This is a genomic window from Streptomyces sp. NPDC032091, assembly GCF_055580265.1.
Map to the genome: position 1 here is coordinate 73,116 of NZ_JBVILR010000031.1, position 20,019 is coordinate 93,134.

Sequence of the window (20,019 nt, forward strand, 5' to 3'; positions counted from 1 at the left end):
CCACCACTCACCGTTCATCCCCTGGCGCAGGGGCGGCACAAGAAAGAGCAAGAGCAGGACGCCTACGCGCAGCGTTCATCCCCTGGCGCAGGGGCGGCACAGCTTTCCGGCGCCGGTGAAGTCGGCGATGGTGCGTTCATCCCCTGGCGCAGGGGCGGCACTCTTTGTGACCTGCGGGATTCTGGCGGCTTGGTCATTTCCTTGCTGTCTTTCTGGCGAGTACGAGGCCTGCTCCCCAGGCGCGGTTGTGGCCGAGCCCCGTGGTGAGGAGGTGGGTGAAGGTGTGGGGGTCGTGGATGGTTGCTGTGGCGTGGAATTGGCGGAGGGTGAGTGTCTGGTCGCGTTGGGGGGTGGTTTCGGGGGCGCTGATGGTGATGTCGTGGGGGGCGAGTTGGCATCCGGCTTTAGTGAGGCGTTCGTGGAGCCAGGCCCCGCATTGGGCGGGGTGTTTCAGCACGACACGGCTGCGCTTCTTGTCGTCGTTGTTCTTGGTGATGAGGGGGCTGGCGATGGTGCGGATCTCGACGGTGTCGCCGGTGGTCCAGGTCTGGTGGACTTCCTGGGTGGTGGCGTGCGTGATGAGGCCGGTGTTCTGGTGGGTGGTCCAGTCGGGTGGGGAGAGGGTCTGGACGAGGAGGGTGTGGGGTTGGCCGGCGGTCAGTGCCTGTGAGGGGTGCTTGCGGTTGGTGGCGGGGGTGCGGGCTGCGGCGTAGAGGGTGCGGCCGTTGCGGTTGCCGGTGGTGGTGACGGTGCCGAGGCCGGTCTCGACGAGCTGGTGCATGCGGTAGGCGTCGTGGCAGGCGGCCGCGGTGTGGGGGGAGAGGGTGAGGGCGCTGCGCCAGACCATGAGGACGGCGTGTTGGGGGTCGGGAAGGCCGAAGGCGAGGAGGTCGTGGGTGTGGATGGTCATCAGTCGGTTTCCTGGGGTGCGGGGGGCGGGGTGGTGATCCGGGTGTGCAGGGGGAGGAGGCGGTGGTCTCGGCGCTGGTAGGTGGTGGGGGGCTGTTCGGGAAGGCCCGGGCCGGTGGTGGTGTCGGTCTCCTGCCAGACGGTGGGGCGGTCAGTGGTGGCGTCGGACAGCAGGGGGATGTGGTCGGGCCAGTCGTGGTCGTGGCGGGTGGTGCCGTGGGCGATGGGGCGGGCGGGCGGGCAGCAGCGGCGGCCGAGGTAGAGGAGACGCGCGGGCCGGGTGAGGGCCTGGTTGATCGCCTCGATCAGCGGGGCGGGTCCGGTCAGGCCGGCGAGGAAGGAGCCGCCGATGACGTAGGTCTTGTCGCCCATGACGGTTTTGCGGCTGGCCGGGTGCCAGGAGGCGCCGGTGACCGGGTCGACCTCGCGCGGAGCGGCGTAGTGGAACCGGTCCGGGTCGGCCGCGAGGCGGGGGTCGCGGGAGGCGGTGAGGACGTCCAGGGGGAAGTCGCCGCCACCGGCGGTCTGGTCGTCGCGTTCGAGGTGGCCGGGCCGGTCGGCCCTGACCGCGAAGCGCAGACCGGCCAGGTGGGAGACGTCGTCGTCGAGGTCGTGGCCGAGGGCGTTGGCGACGAGGCCGATGATCCCGGACTTGGTGGGCCGGCTCAGTGTGTCGTGGTGGGCTTCGTAGCGGGTGTGGATGCCCCAGGCTTGCATGGGGGCGGACAGGCACAGCAGGGCGGTCGGCATGTCACTCGTCCTCGCAGGCCAGGACCGGGGGCAGGGCGGGGCAGTCCTCGTCGGCCGGGGGGAGCCAGCGGCAGATGCCGCCCGTGAGGGGGGTGTGGCGCTGCGCCCGGCGCAGGTAGGTGGTCAGACGCTGGGCGGCGCTGACGGCGGCGGGGGCTTCGATGGCGGACTCGAAGCAGGCGGCCGCGGTGAGGGGGTAGTCGGTTGCGGCGGCGATGGTCAGGGTGGGGCAGGCCGCCGATCCGGTGCGTGAGCGGGCGGAGGAGGGCGTCGCGTAGGCGAGCGCGGTGACGAAGAGTTGCTCGGCCAGGCGTGCGAGGTATTCGGCCTCGGCAGGGGTGGCGCTCGTGGACAGGGTGCGGCGCAGGGCCCGGCGGTCCAGGGCGGCGTACTGGTAGAGCGTGCCGGAGGCGAGGTAGGTGCTGCCCTTGCCGGCCGCTCCGAAAACACCGAGGTCTTGCCAGTCGTCCTTCACGGTCCAGTCGTCGCTGATCATGGCCAGGCGGTCGACGCTGAACGCGTGTGCGACCTGGGCGGCGGAGTAGACGGTGCCTTCGGGGACTTCTGCGAGCATCCGGCCGAAGATGGCGAGTTCGGCGACGGTTCCGGGGGCGAAGGCCGCGGCGGCGCGTCCGACGATGCGCTGCGGGAGTTGCGGGGCCTGGATGCCGGCGGGCTCAGGTCCCTTGCGGCCGCCTGATGCCTCCGCCTCCGCGTCGGTGTCCTGGCCGCCGGTGTCGGCCGGTGACTTCGACGTCTTGGACCGCTTGGCGATGGCCTCGTCGATGGCCTGGCCCATTTTCATCCGCGCCTCGCTGGTCTCGTCCCAGACCTCGGAGGCCAGAGCGGCGAGCCGTTCGGGGGCCTGGGCGGGCACGTAGGCGATGGCACGGGTGCGTTCGGTGTTGGCCTTGTCGATCTGCATGCCCGCCGATGCCACGATCAGCGCGGCCTGCGCGTGGGCCTCCTCCAGGCTGTGGCCGAGGTCTTGCAGGTGGCGGGCGGTCTGTTGGGGCAGGAACCGGGAGCGGGCGGTGTCCTGGACGGTCTCGCGCGTGTAGTGGCGGAAGAACGTACGCATGGCACGGTCCTTGGACTGGGCGGACACCCGCATCCGGGGTGCGTCGCCGAACTCGATGCTCTTGGGCATGTTGGAGAAGTCCCGATTCAGCGAGACACCCGTGTAGGTGGTCAGGACGTGCGCGACGACGAAGTTGCCGTCATAGACGGTGGTGTCGATGAGCCGCGGGTCGGCGGCGATGTCGGTGAGGGCCATCAGGAGCGGGTTCCGATCTGGGCGAGCTCGGCGAGGGGCTGGCTGGTGTAGAACATGGCGGCCCAGCGGTCGCGGGTCGCCGCGTTCCACGCGGACAGGTCGTCGGTGAGCGCCGACCACGACGGAGTCATCTCGTGGGCGGCGGCGTAGCGGACAAGGTTGGTCAGGGTCGGCAGCAGCAGGGCCGGCCGGGTGGTGGCCAGGAGGTGCTTCATCTGTGTTTGGGTGGGGCCGTGCTGGGGACCGAAGCTCGTGCCGCTGCCGAAGGCGCGCATCAGGCGCGGCAGCGGCGTACGCCCGAACGAGCCGAAGTACATCTGGGCGTGGGTGGCGTAGAGCGCGGCGGTCAGGACCGCGGGCGCCCGATATTCGGCGGGAAGCCCCCGGGTGACCGCTTCGCTGGCCTGGTTGGGGACGTGCGGCGCTCCGACCCACAGCCGCATCTGCCCCAGCAGGCTGCGGCTGTGTTCACCGGCGCGGATGCCGTGCAGCCGCTTCTCCAACTGCTCGCCCGGCGTCAGCTCGCTGGGCGCGGGGGTGTCTGCGGTGACGAACAAGGAAGTCACGTCGGGCTCCTTCTCTCGGAGACGGTCGGCCAGGAAGCGGTACAGGCGCTGGCGATCGGCCGCCTTCACCCCGGGGGAGGGGGCGAGGGAGCGGTGAGCGTCGGCGGTGAGGCGGGCGCGTTCGCGGGGGTCGGCGTTCAGGAAGGCGGGGTCGGTGAGCAGATGAGCTCCGGACAGGTCGAGCAGGGTGTGCCGGCCGCGCATGGCGTACCGCACGGAGGCCAGCAGTTCGGCCGCGTCGGCCGCCCGTTCGTCGGTGAGGAGCTCTCCCGGCACCTGCAGGTCGCGTAGGTGGAGGACCTTCTTCTGGTCCGTCGCGATGCCGACCACCCGCATGGCGGGTGCGGCGCATCCGGTCTGCCGCATCACCGCGCGGATCCGCGCCGGAAGGGATCCCTTGTCCGCCTGCCACCACCGGTCGACGACCGGCACCAGATCCTCGGGCGTGATCAGGGCGGCGCACGGCAGGCCCTTGCCCTTGCTGGTGAACAGCAGGTCCGTGGCCCCCGCTGCTCCGGGCTCCACCGCCGTGCGGTGCCAGCCCTGGGTGAAGTGCGCTCGGCCGATACGGCCGTCGCCGTCTCGAAGGAGCAGCACGCGCCGCGGCATCCACGTCAGGGCATCCAGCTCCCCGGCCGGCTGCAGCCGTTCCTTGGGGCCCCCTCGGACCCGGTACGTCCAGTTCGCCGCCCCCTGCTCAGCGGCCGGGACCGTACGCCAGGTCAGGGCGTCGGCCAGGGTGCCGTCCGGCAGCCAGGTCAGCCGCCCGCACGCGGCCGCGCCCGAGGCGTAGTTCGAGCCGGCGCCGTAGACGGCATCCGAGCAGCGCAGACGGCCCCCGACCGCCCACATCTGCTGGGCCAGCAGCAGCAGGGCGGCTCGCGCGGGGTCCAGCGCCGGGAGGTCAGCATGAAGATGACGGTGATCCCCCAGCAGGGGCCGCCCCAACGCCCCGGCGCAGGTGTGGTCGAGGTAACGGACGGGAAGCGCGTGCACCGGGGCCACCGCGTGCAGAGCAGAGTCCTGGAATAGGGGCCGCAGCGGGTGAAGGATGTCGACATCGCAGGCGTGCGCGCTGAGCCACTGTGCTGCTCGGGCCCAGTCGACGGCGGCGGAGCCGGCACACCGCAGAGTGTACGCCTCCTCCGAGCCCGGGCCTGCCCCGCTGCTGTAGAGGACGGCGACCAGGAACCGGATCACGGCTGCGTACGCCAGCGGATCGGTCACGGCCAACATGAGGCGACCGGCCTGTTCCAAGGCCGTGCACCCCGACACCGCGAACTGCTCACCGTCCTGGTCCCGCACCGGCACCCACCGCTCGTGGGCGAGGCTGAACGAGTCGATGCTCATGCCGCGTCCTGCGGCATGATCTGCTCCGCGAGGCAGGCGAACATCGCCGAGTCCCGCTCGTTGGTGCTCAGGGCGAGCGTGTTCGACAGCGACCGGAACGTCGCCGCCGTCCACGGTGCCTCTCCCGTTCCGGCCGCGTACGCGTAGATCACGGGAGCGGAGCGGCCATCGCGCTGCGTACGGCCCTCGGCCTGCAGTGCACGCTTACCGCCCGTGAGCACATCAGCGATGACACACACCCGCGGCGTGGAGGTGGCACGAGCCCCCTTGCCGTCGGTGTTGGCCTCGTCGGCGTGAAGGTTGATGCCCTCCAACGCGTTGAGAACCACCACCAGCGCCTCACCCCGCTGGAACGCCACCCGCTTGCGCTCCCGCAGCTCGACGTGCCGCCCGGTGATCGCCACCACCCGCTCCTCCAGGCCCGCCTTGCGCAGCCCCCGCGCGATCCACACGGCCACCTCTTCGATCGACTCCACGAACCACATCGGCACTACGACCTGCCGGCCCTGACGCACCTGCTCCACCACGATGTCCGCCACGTACGGCGCCTTCACCAACGACGCCTTCTGCACCTTGCGCAGCGCCTCGACGCGGTAGGACCCCGGGTCGGCGGCGCCGAACACGGCCAGGCCTTCAGAGCGGCGGAACTCCTCCCAGGCCCGCTCGTAGCGCACCCGGTCGGCTTCGGACAGCTGGATGGGCACGACGTCGCGTTCCTGTTCGGGCAGATTCAGGTCCGACGCCGTGGCCGCGGAGCCCACCCCCGACTCGTAGAGCAGGGCCCTCAGGCGGGTCACATCCGCGCGGTTGAAGCGGTGGTACCAGCGGCCCCGCCGGTCGTTGTTCAGCCGCATGCCCAGCTCCTTGAGCCACAGGCGGTAGTCGGCCTCCTCGCCAGGGGGCTCCACACCGGCCGCGTGGGCGATCAGCCTGGCGAGGTAGGCGCTCTCCTCGGGCTCGGAGAACGGTGTGGCCGACGCCCACATGACGAACGCGTGCTCCCCGTCGCTGCGGTTCAGCAGACGCTGGAGGGTGCGGGTCCTTCTCGATTCGGAGTTGGCGAGCATGTGGCACTCGTCGACGATGACCGTGTCCCAGTCGACCCGCGATACGCCCTCATAGGCGACGAGCTTCGCCGCTTCGTCCGTCGGCATCCGGTGCAGGCCGCCGTCAGGGAGGCGCAGCAGCCGCCACAGGCGTTCGGGGTTGATCACCACCCACCGGTGCCGGCTGGTGGCGAAGCGGTCGATGGCCGCCCGCCAGGCCGGGACTACGGGCAGGCGCGTCACCACCAGGATCTTCTGCGGCGTCCGCCCCGCCGCCGCACAGACCGCCCTGACGGCCATCGGCGTCTTCCCGGACCCTGTCGGCAGGGCCCACAGAAAGCCGGGAGCGTTCTGACGCCGCGCGGCCACCAGCCGGGCGACCTGCTCTTGCTGATACTCACGCAGGGGCGGAACGGTTCCCGCGGGAAGGGGCGGAAGGAGGGGATGGTGGTTGATCTCGCCCTGCACGTACCGCTCCCACGAGTGGGGCGGCGCCTCGAACGGGGCGAGCCCGCGCGGCAGGTCTCGCCCCTCCGGGGCCGGATACACATCGACGAGCCATTCCCGGTCGTGCACCACCCCGGCGAAGGACCCGCAGAACTCGGAGGACAGGACGAACTGCTGTCCTGCCGCGCGGATCGGGTCGGGCGCACCTGCGGCAATGCTGAAAGCGGCCTGCAGATAGTTCTGTCCCGAGGCGCGCGCCTGCTGTCGGACAGCGCTCTTCCGGGCGTGATCGGTGGTCATTGCAACGTCCTCGGTACGGGCCGTTCGCGGAGATCCCGTGATCCGCGGGTGGCCTGACTGATAGGCACGCTGCGGGAAAGACAGGTACGTCGTGTTGATGCAAAGCACCTTCGGATCCATGCGCGTACGTCGCGGTCACGGGGCGGAACGTACGGATCCTGTGGCTTCACGAGCCGAGGAACACCCTACGGGCTGAGACACGCTAAGTGAAATCGAAGCCACTAAGAGTGACTATCGGTTCATAGGCACTTCGGCGCCGAAGGTGCCGACGGAGGATCCAGGGGAAGCAATTCGGACCGGCATCGCTCAGTCCGGCCCTTGGCCGGCTGGTGCTGCACCGGTCGGGGTCAGCGGGCCAGGATGTTCATGGCGCGCCCGATGATCTCCAGAAGGAGGGCGGTGGGCACCAGCCAGTTGGTGATCGTCTGGCTGGCGGAAGGTGACGGGGCGGGGCTGTGGGACGAGGGGGGTTTGTCCGCAGGCTCGTTGAGCATGTGCGTGGTCCTGTTCGGGTTCTGGCTGTCTCGGGGGTAGGCGGGGCCCGGGCTGGTGCCGGGCCCCGGGGTGGTTCAGCGGGCGGTGTAGAGCAGGCGCGGGTGATGGTCCGCGAGGTGGGGGATGAGGGCGGGAGGTGTCGCCAGGCCGGCCCGTGGGGTCCACAGCCCCGGCCGCGCGAGGCCGGGTCCCGGTGCGGCGCGCTCCGGCACGGGGCGGGCCGCAGGGGCCGGGGTGGTGGGGTTGGTGGCGAGGACCAGGGCGAGGAACAGGCCGGTGGAGCGGTTGCTGAGTGCTTCGGCGGAGTCCAGGAGCCGGTGGTGTTCGGCGAGGGGCAGGGACAGCGCGACCGAGCACGCCTGCCCGGCCAGGGGCAGGGAGATCGCGACGCAGACCCCCTCGTTGCTGTATTCGAGAACGTCGAAGTAGGGGCTCTGCGGGCCGTATCGGTCGATGGTGTCGATCAGCCGGTCGGCATTGGTGATGGTTCTGGGAGTTAGGGGCTTGGGCCGGTGCCGGGAGAGAAGGTCGGCCCGTGCGGCCGGCGGCAGCTGGGAGAGCAGACTCTTGCCGACGGCACTGGCATGCGGTGTCTCCTTGAAGTCGACGGTCACGGTGACCTGGGGGGCCTGCGGGCCCGAGGCACTGTGGGGGATGAGGATCTCCCCGTCGGTGTAGGTGCTGAGGTAGATCGCCGCGCCGGTATCGGCACACAGCTGGTCAAGGACACCCTGCAGAACGGAGTTGCCGCGCGCGATCTCGACCAGAAGGGGGCCGGGACCGTAGGTGTGCGTGTCCAGCCGGCGGCCGAGGTTGTTGTCGGCGAGCCACGACAACAGCTCTGCCGCTCCGCGGGGGGTGATCCCCGCGGTCCGGGCGACGGCCTGGATGTCGGCGGATCCGGTCTCGCGGATGAGGTGGAGGACATCCAGGACCCGAAGAGAGTCCTCCCATGCCGCCGGAGCGTGACCGCTCTGGTCGAAGGCCTCACCGGGCCTGCCCGGCGGTGGCGTCCATCCCTTCGGGGGCTGAGGCCGGACCGGCGGGGCGCCCGGCGCAGTTTCCGAGCTGGCCGGTGCGGCCGCCGTCTGTTCAGCCGGTTCGGGGCCACCGTGCAGACCGTTCGCCGTCAGATCGGGCTGTTCGTGCGCGGAGACGTCCTCACTCGCGTTGTCCGGAGCCAGGGATGCGCTGGTGAGCTCCTGGAGGGCCTCAGCCAGGCGCGGGGTCGCCAGCACGATCACGCCCAGGTCCTCGTGCTCGTGGCGTTCTGCATGGCGAGTGGCCTGGTGCAGCTCCCGGCGCAGCTCTGCGGACGGGAGCGGCTGATCACGCCAGCCGCGACCGGTGGGGCCGCCCGGCCGTGGGGTCAGCGCCGAATGGAGCCGCTTACGCCACAGCTCCGCGTCGCGGAGTTCGGCGCGCCGCTTGTGGTCGAGCATCAGGAGGTAGGCGGCCTCGTGCTCGCCCGCGCCGGCGGCGAACTCCCACCAGAAGGAGGCGGCCTCGTCACGGACCAGGTGAAGGAGACAGCCGAAGGCTACCGCGCCGCTGGTGGTCAGGCCGAAGTCCTGCGCGAGCAGAGCGATGTCGAGACCGGACTGCGGGTCGAGCACAACGCTCTGGCACAGCGTGTCCAGTTCCCGTTCCGCCTCCTCGCCGGCCGTGATCCCGGGGTACTCGGGCAGAGGCCGCCGACTGGCCGCGGCCGCCATCAGCCGGTCGTAGGCGGCCGAGACGTCGTACCGCAGCCGGGATCCGCTGTCAGCCCCGGTCCTGGCATCGAGGGACCAGGACGTGTCCGCCTGGCTCACCACTTCCGCCTCCGTCCCCCAGCGTCAAGCCGCCGCTTCAGTCGGGCCTTGGCCCGTTTGAGATTCATCCGCGCCGATTCCTCCTTGATCCCCATGAGCTCGGCCATCTCCTCGACCGGTACACCGAGCGCATCCAGCACGAGCGCCTGCTCCTGGCGCTCGGGAAGCTCCCTGATTTCCTCAAGGAGGCTCATCAGGTTGACGATCTCCTCGCCGTGATCCGCCATGAGCCGATGGCCGATCTCCTCCTGCAGCCGCTCGTCGTCGACCGGACCGATACGGCTGCCCTCGCGGTGCAGGTCGGCGATCCGGCTCCTGAGCACCGTCCAGCCGTAGGCGGACGGGAACTCCATCGTCGTCACCCTGGCCCACTGCTCCACCACGTATTCGAAGGTGCTGTGGACAGCGTCCTCAGCGTCGAAACGGCTGGGCAGTCTCGCGTCCGCGTACCAGAGGAACTTTTCCGCGTACTGCTCGTGGTACTCCTGGAACCTCGTGACCTGCTCCGGTGTCCAGTGATCCGGGGCCTCCGGCTGCGGCGGCACCGGCACCGGAGGGACCGGAGCGTCTCGGATCACACGGGGCATGCCGGCCGGTTTGGCTGCCGGCTGGGACAGGTGACGGCCCCAGGCGTCGCGCGTCGCGCCAGCCGGGTCATCGTGCTCGGCAGTGCCCACGTCGCTCACCGGCCCACCCCGCAACCGCCGAGTACCCGGCACCGATCGCTGGCGTGAGCCGCTATGCGGCCGCGGGCCGGCCGAGCGATCCGTTCTGGGCCGGCGGGTGGCACCGGTGGCTCGACTGCGGCCACCGGCAGCGCAGCGTTCAGCTGCACGTGTCCTCCTAGGAAGATCAAGCACCGTGGGTCCTTTCGCGGGTGCCTCTGAGAAGGACAGCGTTCGGGAGACCTCGTTTGGGTACACGCGATCCCGAAAAAACTTCAACGCGCAAATACGGTGATCATTCGAGCGTGAATCGGTCACCTAAGGAGCCATGCCGTTCACCAAGCGCCGGGCACCGTCAGGGAGATGACGGCGCCCGCGGTCACTCGGGCCGGCCCTAGAAGTGGCGGCCCCGCTCGTGGTGGGTGGCGCCGCCGTGCTCGCCGGTGGAAGGGTCGGGCGCGGTGACGGTCATCGTCACCTTGTACTCGAAGCTGCCTTCTCGGGGCCCGTCGGCGCGTGCCCAGGCAAGGGCGTGGATCTCCAGCCCGGGGGCCTGGCGGGCGACCGTGGCAGCGGCCTGCAGGGCGTCGGCGGGGCTGTCGCCGGTGCAGACGATGGCGCCGAACGCGGACACCTCGACGTCGCTGGAACCATCGGCGCCGTCGGGGAAGGCGAGCCCCCCGACGACGGTAGTGGCCTGCTGGAGAGTGCGGACGAGGTCCTGGCCGAACGAGGGGCCGCTCAACACCTGAGGCTGGAGAGCGGCATCGGCGGCGGGGACGGCGAGGGGGTGCTGGGTCTCGGTCATGTTCGGACCGTACGGCCGCATTCCGCAGGGGTGGGCACGCGGTGTGCGTGCCTTCCTGTAACAGAGGAAGGCCCCCGCCGACTGCCGACGGGGCAGTCCACGGAGGCCGGTGACGGTGAACGGCGAGCGGGGGAGCACTATTCGGCGAGGGCGGGCTCCGCAGTCTCGCAGGTGTGGTGCGCGGCATCCACCGCGAGGAGCGCGGCCCGCAGCCGGTCGGGAGTGATAAAGGCCTCCTCTGCTTCGCCGCCGGGGCGGCTGAGCCAAGCCGCAGCGAAGGTCCCGTACTGGCCGGCCGGGACAAGGAGGTCGGTTCCCCGGCCCAGCACACGTACGCCCGGGAGGCCGTCGAGGACGGCACCTGTGCCGCAGGGGATGTAGACGATGAGTTCCTGGCGCGCGTGGTCGGCGATGACGGTGTACTCGCCGTCCATCGGGAGAGCCAGCTCGTCCAGGGCCGCGAGGCCTCTCTGAAGAGGCATGACGGCGACGGCGTCCCAGGTCCAGCCGCACGCGGCCCATACCGAGTGGCCCTTGCGGAATTCGAAGAAGACTTCGGGAGTCGGGTCGAGGAGGGCAGCCCACGGCAGGGTGCCGTTGTCGGATCGGGTCATGGACGCACCGTAAGCGGAGTACAACGGTATGTAGGCACGCAGTGTGCGTGCCAGATTCCACCGCCCCCTGGGAGCCGTGCTCATGGACACCCGCCGCATCGGAGAGAACATCGCCTGCTGGCGCGGGCGCCGCCGCCTGACCCAGACCGCGTTCGGCGCGCTGATGGGCAAGAGCAAACGATGGGTCCAAGACCTGGAGGCCGGCTCCCGCCAGGCCGACCCCCGCCTCTCCGTCCTCGAAACCGCCGCCCGCGTCCTGGCCGTCCCCCTGCCCGTCCTCCTCGCCGACACCTCCGACGAAACCGCCGACGAGGCGGGCGAGATGGAGGCGATCCGCGTGGCCCTGCACCGCCACGACATCGCCACCGGCACCCCCGACGCCGACACCCACCCACTCGACGTGGACACCCTACGCCGCTCCGTCCACCACGCCTGGCGCCTCTTCCAGGCCAGCGCCGCCTTCACCAGCCTCAGCGGCCGCATCCCCGCCCTCCTCACCGACGCCACCCACGCCGCCGCCCTCCACGACGGCGACGACCAGCTCGCCGCCTACCGCGCCCTGTCCATGACCCTCCAGCTCACCGAAGCACTCGCCATCAAGGCAGGAGCCACCGACATCGCCTCCCTCGCCGGCCACCGCGCCGTCCTGGCCGCCGAACGCTCCGGCGACCCCGTCATCCAGGCCTCCGCCGCCCGCCACCTCGCCGACGCCCTCACCGCCGAGGGACAACCCCACGCCGCCGCCGCCTTCGCCCAGGCAGCAGCCGCCCGCCTCACCCCCAACCTCACCAGCCGCGGAGCGGCCGGCCTGTCCACCCTCGGCATGCTCTACCTCAAGGCCGCCATGGCCCAGGCCACCGCCGCCACCCTCACCGACCGCCGCGCACCCGCCGCCGCCCGCCAGGTCCCCGACCTCCTCGACCAAGCCGACGAACACGCCCACCAGCTCCCGCCCGACGCGGACGGCAACGCCCTCTTCACCGCCTTCAGCGCCACGAACGTCTCCCTCTACCGGCTCGCCGCCCACGTCAAGCTCTACGAAGGCGCAGCCGGCGCCGCCGTCGCCCAGGCCATCACCGCCCACCAGCGGGCCGCCCTCCCACGCGAGCGCCGGGCCCACCTCCTCACCGACCTCGCCCACGCCTACACCCAGGCCGGACAGCGAGAGCAGGCCCTCGACACCCTCCTGGACGCCGAACGCGAAGCCCCCGAAGAGGTCCTGACCCGCCCCCGCACCCACCAACTCATCGAAGACCTCCGCCTCCTGGGCGTCGGCAGCGCCGAGGGACGGTTGCGCGCGCTCGCCGAGCGCTGTGGACTACCCGCGTGACCCGAACCCTGTATGTCATCTCCTGCGCCGCCCCGCCCGCCCGCCACGTCACCACCGGCATCAAGGCCGCCCAGGCCCGCGGCTGGGACGTCGCCCTCGTCCTCACCCCCGCCGCACACCGCTGGTCCGTCGAAGAAGCCGGCGGCGACAGCGAGCTCGACTCCTGGCGAGAGCTGACCGGACACCCGGTCCGCCACACCTACAAACTTCCCTCCCAGTCCGACGTCCTGCCCGACCCCGACGCGCTCCTCGTCGCTCCGGCCACTTTGAACACGACGACGAAGTGGGCCGCCGGCCACGCCGACACCCTCGCCCTCGGCCTCATCACCGAAGCCCTCGGCATGCCGCACCGACCCGTCGTGGCCCTCCCCTACATCAACGCCGCCCAGGCCCAGCACCCCGCCCTCGCCCCCGCCATCGCCACCCTCCGCCGAGCCGGGGTCCACTACCTCCTCGACGACGGCAACGGACCCGGCTTCCGCCCCCACCAGCCCAAACACGGAAACGTCGACGCCTACCCCTGGGACCTCGCGCTCGACACCCTGGAGGAAGCCCTTACACCCTGAACCCGACCTGCTCCGAGCCGCGCCGCTGCGGACAGCCCCGGATCCTGACCGCGGCGGACGATGCCCTGCCTCATCCGACCCAACCGACGCGGTTCGTCGTCGGTGGATCGCAGTCGCCGGGGGCGGTGTCAGCGCATGGAACCGGGGATGGAGGGGGAGGGCGTGAAGTGGAGCTTCTGGGGTCCCTTCCCGTCGCCTTTCCAGTCGAGGAACAGGATCACGTCCGTGTAGATGCGGTGGCGGCTCGACCAGTGCGAGGAGTAGGACGCGGGCGTGATCGACCCGTCCTTCGCCTTGTTCAGGCGCTGGGTCAGATCGGTGCGCTTCGTCACGGCCGGACCGCCCCCGGCGGTCATCGCGGTCACTTCGACGTGCGCGGTGTTGAAGATGGAGCCGGCGTGGGTGGTCGATGCCGGGAGGTCCCACGAGACCGTCGCCCAGTGCCGGACATTCGGACCGGACTCGGTCACGCAGGCCCGGATCGTAAAGTCCCAGTTGTCGGGCCAGGGCCCGCTGTAGCCGGGGTTGTCGACGGTCTTGGTGGACACCGCGCACCGCTCCACCGCGTACGCGGGGCCACCCCCAGCGCCGGCCACGATGACGACGGCCGCCGCCAGTACCGCCGCGAGCCGGCAGGCCGGGGGTGTCCTGAGCATGAGCGGGCCTCCGTTGATCGAGTGCCCGGGACAACGAGGCGGTGGAGGGAAGGAAGCGTGCCAGCAGGGGTGATCCGGGTGGAGGGTCGGTGACGCCGCCGCCGCGCCGCCACCGGCCGCTCAACCAGGCCCGGGACGGACCTCCCGCCCTCGGGTCAGGACACGAGGGCGGGCTCGTAGACCACCGTGGTGGTAGGGCAGTCCTCGGCGAGCCCGAGGAGCGCCTGGCGCTCGGCCTCGTCAACGGCCAGGTCCCACCGCAGCTTCGTCCCCACCCACGTCGCGGCATACGTGCAGTGGAAGGAGCCGTCGGAGGGCAGCCACTCCGCCGGGTCCTTGTCCGCCTTGGACCGGTTCGAGGCGGCGGACACCGCGATCAGCGTGTCCGGGGACGCCTGGTCGTTCGCGTACGCCTCCCGCCGCGCCGCCGACCACGCCACCTTCTCCGAGTCGAACACCTCGGCCAACGGTACGAAATGATCAACATCCAGCCGGGCCGCGTCCGTCACCACCACGTCGTCGTACGCGCTGCGCCAGGAGCCGCCGGTCAGCTTGCAGCCGGCCGCGACCTGCGGCGCCACAACGGCTTCGGACAGGATGACCTCCTTGCGGGTGTCGCAGCTGTCGGAGGCGTTCAATCCCTTGTTCCAGTGCTTGTAGAGGTCTCGCTGGTAGCCCTCGCGGTGTTCGGGAGCGACGGTCAGCTGGTCGATCGCCTCGAACAGCGGCAGCGGAGCACGGGCGGCCACCTGCCCTGCCACTCCGGCAGCCGCTGGGACGGCACCGCTCTGACCAAGAGCGGCATGCGCGGGCGGAGCAGCAGACAGGACGGGAAGGGCGCAGAGCGCGAGCGCCGGCAGCGCTCGCTGCATCAGGTTCTTGATCACGTGCGTCGGTGTAGCGGGTCAAAGCGCGGCTCCGAAAGCCGCGAGGCTCCCGGCTCACCCGGGCGGGTGGCCCAATTCACCGGAGAAACGAGCCTGCGCCGAAGACGCATGCGCTCCGTTCCGCGCCGCTACCGGATGCGGGGCCGGGGCGTTGTTCCGGTTATGGGACGGATGAAGGCGGGGCGTACGCGCCGGGCACGGCTGGAGTGTGGGCGCTGCGGTACGCGGGCGCCGCGGGACTGGTCGTCGGTGGAAGCCGAAGACTGGAGCGGCCGCTACGAGGGCGGCCGCCTGGTGCTGATCGTGTGTCCGCCGTGCCACACGCCGGTGGAAACGGCGCAGGCGGAGCTGAACGCGTCCGCGGTGACGATCGCAACCGAGGCCGGCGGGCGGTTCGCCGCGGACCCGGTGCTCTGTCTGACCGGCACCCGGGCCGCCCCCGGGACGGTGCTCTACGGCCGGGACCACCTCCAGCGCATCGTGCTCGACGGGCCGATCGACGGCCTCGCCGTCGTGGAGGAGCTGCCGGTGGGCACGCGGTGCGTGCCCACGGTCGGCGGCGTGATGATCTACCCGCCCCCCGCCTGCGCCTAGGTTCGCGGTCGGCCCTCCAGGCCGGCCGGAGGCCGGTTACGCCTGCGGCCTTAAGACCGTGTCCTATGTGGTGCGAAGGACATGGCTCGGATACGGGAAAGGTTCTGGCCAACCTTCGATGTTCCCGAACAAGGTTGGGTTCGCATGCCTCAGAATGCGGCACGCACCACACCTGACTCTGGGGGAGAGCCATGACCGCCACGCCCGAACCGCCTGCTGACTCGCCAGCGCCCCAGTCTCATCCAGCCAGCGAGGCACCCCGACGTCGGCGCTTCGCAGACGCGCCCGCATGGATCTCGGCTGTCACCGCCGTGGCAGGACTGCTCCTCGGGTTCCTTGGCCTCCCCGTATTTCTCCACTCGCCTACAGCCAGCGCTCCGGCGCCTCCGGCGACCACACCCTCCCCGGCGGCGGAATCGCCGACACCGAGTCCCACCGCGGAGACGTCAACGACGCCGCCTTCTGTGGCGACCGAACAGCCTTCCGACGTCTACAAAGTCCAGACCGTGGAGCTGACGCCGGACTACGGTTTCGCCCTCGACAACCTGCGCCCCGTCAGCCGTAATGATCAGAAGGAGATCTACTGGTACTCGGGCCATCTGCGCACCGCCACGGCACAGTTTGTCTACCTGGACCGGAAGGAACCCGGCTCCTACGACACGTGCAGCACGGTCACTCGATTCACGAACGACATCGACGCCTACTACCTACCAGCCGGCGACCGCTTCTGCATCCTCGCCCCGACCGGACTCATCGCACTTGCTCAGGTGACTGAGGGCGGGGGAAAGGCGGGATACATCGCCCTGAAGTTGACCATCTGGCGCGGTACCTACTGACCTCTCGCCGGTTGGGAGCGTCACCCGACCAGATTCGAGAGCCCCACCGCTACTTGCTCACGACCTTCACCAGCACCTGCCGGCCCTGCGTTCCCGCGCCGCCCTCGGGGGCGGCCTCCAGTCGACGGCCGACCATGCGTTCCCCCTGGAACCGGCCTGCCACATCCTGCCCCGACCCTGCGATCCCGGCGGCCCGACCTCGGCACCGCGGGCGCCTTAGCCGTGCGGGAACGGGGATGGAAGCGCGAGTCTTCGCCGCGTACAGCTCCTGGCCGTACGCCTGAACCGAGCGAGGGGTCCCCCTGCGGGGGAAGCGAAGCTCCAGCTCACCCGCTTCGCCCTGGGTACTTCTCAGCTTGATAAGGCACATCCCGCCCCGGTGTGCGCACGTGCACCAACGGTCCTCGATCTTGATCTGCATGCCCCATTCCGGGTCGGTCAGCAGGTGGACGAGTTCGTCGTGGTGGAGGGTCGGGGGTGGCCTGGTGGATGTGGTCGATGATCCACTGCTCTCCGCCGTTCTCTGGGTTGGTCCAGGACGTGGTGGACAGGGCGATCCCGGCGGCAGACCACAGGCCCACCCGCCTGAGCAGGGCGCTGGCCAGCCAGGCTGAGGCCTCAGCACGCCGGGTACGGGGAACCCTTCCGACCCCGGCGCCGACTGCGTAGAGCCGCTCGTGCTGTGTCCAGGAGTGGGGCGACCCGAGGTGGCACAGAACGTCGCCCGCCTTTGCTGCTTGATGCCGCTCCGCCGTCCACGCGGTCCTCCACGCTGTCGGATCGATCCCGGTCATTCGGATCCGGGCGGACGTCCCGAGCAGGATCATCTCGACGCCCTTCTTCGAGGGCGGGGAGAAGCGAGCCCCGGGAATGCCGTAGAACTCGCCGTCGATGGTGAGCCGGGGCGGCAGCAGGCAGGCCAGCTCCTCGGCCATGTAGTCGCCCTCGAAGCGGATGGTCAGGCCGTCGGCTTCCGGACGCACCGACGTGATGCCCCACGGACGAACCGGGTCGTACGTCGGCCAGGCGATGCGACGGAACAGCCAGCGTTCCAGCAGTTCCTGCTGCGGCGAAGGCCGGGGGATCACCGCGGCCGAGCGCCGGGTCGCTCCCACGATCTGGTGGGCGCTTTGGTAGGGGAGACCGGTGTAGAGGGCGAGCCGTTCGGCATCACGTTGCAGCGCGGTGGCGGCCATGCGTACCTCGGCCGTGAAACCGTCCCGACTCCGGCCCGACGGCGGGTCGCGGGCTCGAAACAATGGCAGTCAGCCGGCGCGGGCGGAGCCCACTTCTGCCCCCGCTGAGGCGTCCTCAAGGTCGGGCGGACGCAGGGCACGGTCTCCTTGAGACCGATCCGCATTCCACACCGCGAGCCGATCCACACACAAGCGACACGCGGTACCCACCACCGTCAACGTCGGCTTCAGTTCTCGTGGAACCGATCCGCCTCCTGCGCCCAGGACGCTCGGACTCTTTGCATGGCAAGCGTTTGTGGATGGTCGGGTCCCAGCACGCGGGTGTAGTCGGTGATGAGGGCCTCATACAGGTTGCGTGCGGTGACGGCGTCCCCGACGTACGCGACCGCCAGGGCGTGGTCTTGGCGTGCGGCGAGTGTGGTGGGGTGGTCGGGTCCGAGTACGCGGGTGTAGTCGGTGATGAGGGCGCTATACAGGTCGCGTGCGGTGGCGGAGTCCCCGGCGCTCCAGACCGCCATAGCGTGCTGTCGGCGTATGGCGAGTGTGCTGGGGTGGTCGGGTCCGAGTACGCGGATGTGATCGGTGATGAGGGCTTCGTTCAGATCGCGTGCGGTTATGTACTCGCCCTGGACGCCGACCCATTTGGCGTGCCTGACGCGGGCCTCAAGGGTCTCGGGATGATCAGGTCCCCGAGTCGCTGTAGCGGCCTCGACGACGGCGGCGGTTAGGTCTCGTGCTTGGGCCGGGCTACTCGCACCAGCGGTCTCTGCCTGCTTGAGGAGCTGGTAGAGGAGCACCGTGCCAGTGAACGCCAGCGTTGCTGACTTGGGATGGGGCGGGGGCAAGCGGGGGGTGAGGGCCGTCAGAGCGGTGAGAACGGTGCGTGCGTCTGTGGGGCGCTCGTGGGGATCCTTTGCGAGGAGCGCCAGAACAAGCTCTTCGAGAGGTCCTTGGATCTCGGGGCGCAGCATGCGCGGTGGGAGGGGTGCTTCGCCGGTGTGTTGGCGCATCAGGGCGAAGTAGTCACCGGTGAAGGGTGGGTTTCCGGTGAGCATCGCGTACAGCAGGCATCCAAAGGCGTACAGGTCGCAGCGCGCGTCGACGGGTTCCCCTCGCCACTGCTCGGGTGCCATGTACAGCGCTGTTCCGAGCTGCTGGCCCGGGTCGGTCAGGCCGAGGGTGGACTCGGCGGAGCGCGAGATCCCGAAGTCACAGATTTTCACCTGCCCCTGGTGTAGGAACACGTTCGCCGGCTTCAGGTCGCGGTGTACGACTCCCTGATCGTGAGCCGCGGACAGAGCGAACGCTGTCTGAACCCCCAGTCGGACGGCCTCGTCACGGCGTAACCCGTTCGGTGACTCGGCCAGGAGGGAGGCGAGATCGCGGCCGTCGAGGAGTTCCATCACGATGAACAACCGTCCGGCGTCACGCCCGACATCATGGACGACCGTGATGCCGGGATGGCGGAGCCGGGCACCGATCGTTGCTTCCCTGCGGAAGCGGCTCGCCAGCCGTGGATCACCTGCCGCGTCGTTGAGGACTTTGACCGCTACCGCGCGTTGGAGTAGTTCGTCGAAGGCCCGCCACACCTGGCCCATGCCACCCTGCCCGAGCCGCTCGATCAACTTGTAGCGCCCGGCCAGCTGGTTCCCTGCCTCCACAACGCCCCCCAGTAGTCGCGGCCTACCCTTGCCTGCATTGTGCCTTTGAGACGCGAGCAGGGAGCTGATGTTATGCCGCGGACGTCCACAGCGGGCAGGGGCGGTGCACGATATCGACATGCGCGGCCTGGACCCCCGATGGCTGGCCCCGCCGACGTGGCAACGGCCCTCTACTCAGGCACGTGGGCAGAGTCCGGATGCTGGCGTCCGACCTGTCTGCGCAGTGCTGCATGCCGGATGCGCCGCACCCAGGAGGCCAGCGCACCCCGGGCGGGGTGGCGGAGTTCGAGCAGCCGAACGCGGTCGTAGTCCGGGGCGATCCCGTACGGCAGCACACTGCCCAGATCGATCGCGGCACCGACGACGAGGACGGAGTTGATCCGTGCCCGGCGCCGGTAGTCCTCCAGATCCTGAGGTCCCCAGCCGTCCCCGTTGCAGCCGACGGGAGGGAGAGCTGGAGCGCCGGCGTCGCTCACTCCGGCTGCCCAGTGCAGGTAGCCGCCGGCGTTCCCGAAGTAGTGCTTCTCGGCGTAGCTGAACCGGCGTGCTCCCAGCGCGAGCCACGGGCCGTCGGCGTATGGGCTGGGGTCAGGCAGGGAAGCCAAGGCCGTGCGGCCCAGGGTGATCCGGTGGGGCCCGATGGTCACCCGCGGGCGGAAGAGGCGACTGCGCGTGGTGAGGGAGTGCATCAGCACCGAGTCGTGCTCATCGGACCAGGTGACCAGGTACCCGAGTGTGCCCAGCGGCCAGGTCCGCACGGTCAGCTCGGTAGGGGTGAGGACGACCTCTACGTCCTCATCGGTGCCGTAGGTCTGCGCCTCTTGTCGGTGTTCCCAGGCAGGCTCACCGAACAGGCTTTTCACGTAGTCGTGGCGCACCCGAGGTGCCATCCGCCGGTACGCCTTCGACAGCCCGCGGCTCTTGCCGAGACGCGTCCGCCACCACCCCTTCACGAGGTTGAGGAGCGTGTACAGCGCGGTCAGAACGGCGGCCAGAGTCCACACGTTCAGCTTGGTGTCGATCGTGGGCAGGAGGGTCATCCGCGCATCCTGCCCTACCCGGGCCGTGCGCGGTCCTGATCGCTGTTCGTATGCCTTCCTGGGGCTCGGCTGCCGGGCGTTCGCGTTCAACCCGGGGGTGGTCGTCGCCTTGTGTCGGGGGGTGGTGTGGTGGTGGGTGTGGGGGTGTGGCGGGGTGTGTGGGTGGGGTTGGTGCGGTTTTCCCGGGCGCGGGTTGGTGTGGCCGGGGTGGTT

At 70.2% G+C, this 20,019-nt stretch carries 19 protein-coding genes; 4 read left to right on the forward strand and 15 right to left on the reverse strand.

Annotated features, from left to right (window positions below):
• Positions 1-193: 193 nt before the first annotated feature.
• The 10 genes from ACZ5NJ_RS34255 to ACZ5NJ_RS34300 all read right to left on the reverse strand — a co-directional run bounded on the left by ACZ5NJ_RS34255 (position 194) and on the right by ACZ5NJ_RS34300 (position 11,040).
• Positions 194-910: a type I-E CRISPR-associated protein Cas6/Cse3/CasE gene (locus tag ACZ5NJ_RS34255; RefSeq protein ID WP_468770219.1), complete on the reverse strand. Its 717-nt coding sequence runs from the start codon at positions 908-910 to the stop codon at positions 194-196.
• Positions 910-1,659: a type I-E CRISPR-associated protein Cas5/CasD gene (gene cas5e, locus ACZ5NJ_RS34260; RefSeq protein WP_468770220.1), complete on the reverse strand. Its 750-nt coding sequence runs from the start codon at positions 1,657-1,659 to the stop codon at positions 910-912. The genes ACZ5NJ_RS34255 and cas5e overlap by 1 nt, the downstream gene beginning before the upstream one ends.
• A 1-nt stretch (position 1,660) precedes the next feature.
• Positions 1,661-2,935, reverse strand: a complete 1,275-nt coding sequence (locus tag ACZ5NJ_RS34265) for a type I-E CRISPR-associated protein Cas7/Cse4/CasC (protein ID WP_468770221.1) — start codon at positions 2,933-2,935, stop codon at positions 1,661-1,663.
• Positions 2,935-4,851 carry a type I-E CRISPR-associated protein Cse1/CasA gene (locus tag ACZ5NJ_RS34270; RefSeq protein ID WP_468770223.1) on the reverse strand — a complete coding sequence of 639 codons (1,917 nt, stop codon included), beginning with the start codon at positions 4,849-4,851 and terminating at the stop codon, positions 2,935-2,937. Before ACZ5NJ_RS34270 ends, ACZ5NJ_RS34265 begins: the two co-directional genes overlap by 1 nt.
• Positions 4,848-6,644: a DEAD/DEAH box helicase family protein gene (locus tag ACZ5NJ_RS34275; RefSeq protein WP_468770224.1), complete on the reverse strand. Its 1,797-nt coding sequence runs from the start codon at positions 6,642-6,644 to the stop codon at positions 4,848-4,850. The genes ACZ5NJ_RS34270 and ACZ5NJ_RS34275 overlap by 4 nt, the downstream gene beginning before the upstream one ends.
• Before the next feature lie 347 nt (positions 6,645-6,991).
• Complete coding sequence (locus ACZ5NJ_RS34280) at positions 6,992-7,138, reverse strand: hypothetical protein (protein WP_468770226.1); 147 nt, start codon at positions 7,136-7,138, stop codon at positions 6,992-6,994.
• A gap of 75 nt (positions 7,139-7,213) precedes the next feature.
• The gene (locus tag ACZ5NJ_RS34285) at positions 7,214-8,953 is read right to left on the reverse strand and encodes an IclR family transcriptional regulator domain-containing protein (RefSeq protein ID WP_468770227.1); all 1,740 of its coding nucleotides are present in this window, start codon (positions 8,951-8,953) and stop codon (positions 7,214-7,216) included.
• Positions 8,950-9,639, reverse strand: a complete 690-nt coding sequence (locus ACZ5NJ_RS34290; RefSeq protein WP_468770230.1) for a sigma-70 family RNA polymerase sigma factor — start codon at positions 9,637-9,639, stop codon at positions 8,950-8,952. The genes ACZ5NJ_RS34285 and ACZ5NJ_RS34290 overlap by 4 nt, the downstream gene beginning before the upstream one ends.
• A 373-nt stretch (positions 9,640-10,012) precedes the next feature.
• Positions 10,013-10,426, reverse strand: a complete 414-nt coding sequence (locus tag ACZ5NJ_RS34295; RefSeq protein ID WP_468770233.1) for a hypothetical protein — start codon at positions 10,424-10,426, stop codon at positions 10,013-10,015.
• Between the two features lie 137 nt (positions 10,427-10,563).
• Positions 10,564-11,040 (reverse strand): cupin domain-containing protein, encoded by a 477-nt coding sequence (locus tag ACZ5NJ_RS34300; RefSeq protein ID WP_468770234.1) that lies wholly within the window; start codon positions 11,038-11,040, stop codon positions 10,564-10,566.
• 82 nt (positions 11,041-11,122) lie between these two features.
• On the opposite strand from ACZ5NJ_RS34300, the gene ACZ5NJ_RS34305 reads away from it, so the two are divergent.
• Both ACZ5NJ_RS34305 and ACZ5NJ_RS34310 read left to right on the forward strand, forming a co-directional pair.
• On the forward strand, positions 11,123-12,370 hold the full coding sequence (locus tag ACZ5NJ_RS34305; protein ID WP_468770235.1) for a helix-turn-helix domain-containing protein: 1,248 nt from the start codon (positions 11,123-11,125) through the stop codon (positions 12,368-12,370).
• On the forward strand, positions 12,367-12,936 hold the full coding sequence (locus ACZ5NJ_RS34310; RefSeq protein ID WP_468770237.1) for a flavoprotein: 570 nt from the start codon (positions 12,367-12,369) through the stop codon (positions 12,934-12,936). Before ACZ5NJ_RS34305 ends, ACZ5NJ_RS34310 begins: the two co-directional genes overlap by 4 nt.
• A gap of 128 nt (positions 12,937-13,064) precedes the next feature.
• Here the strand turns inward: ACZ5NJ_RS34310 and ACZ5NJ_RS34315 are convergent, their stop codons facing one another.
• Complete coding sequence (locus ACZ5NJ_RS34315) at positions 13,065-13,592, reverse strand: hypothetical protein (protein ID WP_468770239.1); 528 nt, start codon at positions 13,590-13,592, stop codon at positions 13,065-13,067.
• A 155-nt stretch (positions 13,593-13,747) separates the two neighbouring features.
• Complete coding sequence (locus ACZ5NJ_RS34320; protein ID WP_468770247.1) at positions 13,748-14,464, reverse strand: HNH endonuclease family protein; 717 nt, start codon at positions 14,462-14,464, stop codon at positions 13,748-13,750.
• A 264-nt stretch (positions 14,465-14,728) separates the two neighbouring features.
• Between ACZ5NJ_RS34320 and ACZ5NJ_RS34325 the strand changes: the two genes are divergently transcribed.
• Both ACZ5NJ_RS34325 and ACZ5NJ_RS34330 read left to right on the forward strand, forming a co-directional pair.
• Complete coding sequence (locus ACZ5NJ_RS34325) at positions 14,729-15,073, forward strand: hypothetical protein (protein WP_468770240.1); 345 nt, start codon at positions 14,729-14,731, stop codon at positions 15,071-15,073.
• Positions 15,074-15,537: 464 nt separating this feature from the next.
• On the forward strand, positions 15,538-15,909 hold the full coding sequence (locus ACZ5NJ_RS34330; protein WP_468770242.1) for a hypothetical protein: 372 nt from the start codon (positions 15,538-15,540) through the stop codon (positions 15,907-15,909).
• 326 nt (positions 15,910-16,235) lie between these two features.
• Here the strand turns inward: ACZ5NJ_RS34330 and ACZ5NJ_RS34335 are convergent, their stop codons facing one another.
• The 3 genes from ACZ5NJ_RS34335 to ACZ5NJ_RS34345 all read right to left on the reverse strand — a co-directional run bounded on the left by ACZ5NJ_RS34335 (position 16,236) and on the right by ACZ5NJ_RS34345 (position 19,806).
• Positions 16,236-17,105, reverse strand: coding sequence for a hypothetical protein (locus ACZ5NJ_RS34335; RefSeq protein WP_468770244.1), 870 nt, complete (start codon positions 17,103-17,105; stop codon positions 16,236-16,238).
• Positions 17,106-17,332: 227 nt separating this feature from the next.
• A complete protein-coding gene (locus ACZ5NJ_RS34340) occupies positions 17,333-18,766 on the reverse strand; it encodes a serine/threonine-protein kinase (protein WP_468770245.1) in 1,434 nt (477 codons plus the stop codon).
• Positions 18,767-18,936: 170 nt separating this feature from the next.
• Positions 18,937-19,806 (reverse strand): ETEC_3214 domain-containing protein, encoded by an 870-nt coding sequence (locus tag ACZ5NJ_RS34345; RefSeq protein ID WP_468770246.1) that lies wholly within the window; start codon positions 19,804-19,806, stop codon positions 18,937-18,939.
• Positions 19,807-20,019: the final 213 nt, after the last annotated feature.

Coding starts and splice junctions, on each gene's coding strand:
- ACZ5NJ_RS34255 (WP_468770219.1), bottom strand. CDS start 910: ATGACCATCCACACCCACGACCTCCTCGCCTTCGGCCTTCCCGACCCC.
- cas5e (WP_468770220.1), bottom strand. CDS start 1,659: ATGCCGACCGCCCTGCTGTGCCTGTCCGCCCCCATGCAAGCCTGGGGC.
- ACZ5NJ_RS34265 (WP_468770221.1), bottom strand. CDS start 2,935: ATGGCCCTCACCGACATCGCCGCCGACCCGCGGCTCATCGACACCACC.
- ACZ5NJ_RS34270 (WP_468770223.1), bottom strand. CDS start 4,851: ATGAGCATCGACTCGTTCAGCCTCGCCCACGAGCGGTGGGTGCCGGTG.
- ACZ5NJ_RS34275 (WP_468770224.1), bottom strand. CDS start 6,644: ATGACCACCGATCACGCCCGGAAGAGCGCTGTCCGACAGCAGGCGCGC.
- ACZ5NJ_RS34280 (WP_468770226.1), bottom strand. CDS start 7,138: ATGCTCAACGAGCCTGCGGACAAACCCCCCTCGTCCCACAGCCCCGCC.
- ACZ5NJ_RS34295 (WP_468770233.1), bottom strand. CDS start 10,426: ATGACCGAGACCCAGCACCCCCTCGCCGTCCCCGCCGCCGATGCCGCT.
- ACZ5NJ_RS34300 (WP_468770234.1), bottom strand. CDS start 11,040: ATGACCCGATCCGACAACGGCACCCTGCCGTGGGCTGCCCTCCTCGAC.
- ACZ5NJ_RS34305 (WP_468770235.1), top strand. CDS start 11,123: ATGGACACCCGCCGCATCGGAGAGAACATCGCCTGCTGGCGCGGGCGC.
- ACZ5NJ_RS34315 (WP_468770239.1), bottom strand. CDS start 13,592: ATGCTCAGGACACCCCCGGCCTGCCGGCTCGCGGCGGTACTGGCGGCG.
- ACZ5NJ_RS34320 (WP_468770247.1), bottom strand. CDS start 14,464: ATGCAGCGAGCGCTGCCGGCGCTCGCGCTCTGCGCCCTTCCCGTCCTG.
- ACZ5NJ_RS34335 (WP_468770244.1), bottom strand. CDS start 17,105: ATGGCCGCCACCGCGCTGCAACGTGATGCCGAACGGCTCGCCCTCTAC.
- ACZ5NJ_RS34345 (WP_468770246.1), bottom strand. CDS start 19,806: ATGACCCTCCTGCCCACGATCGACACCAAGCTGAACGTGTGGACTCTG.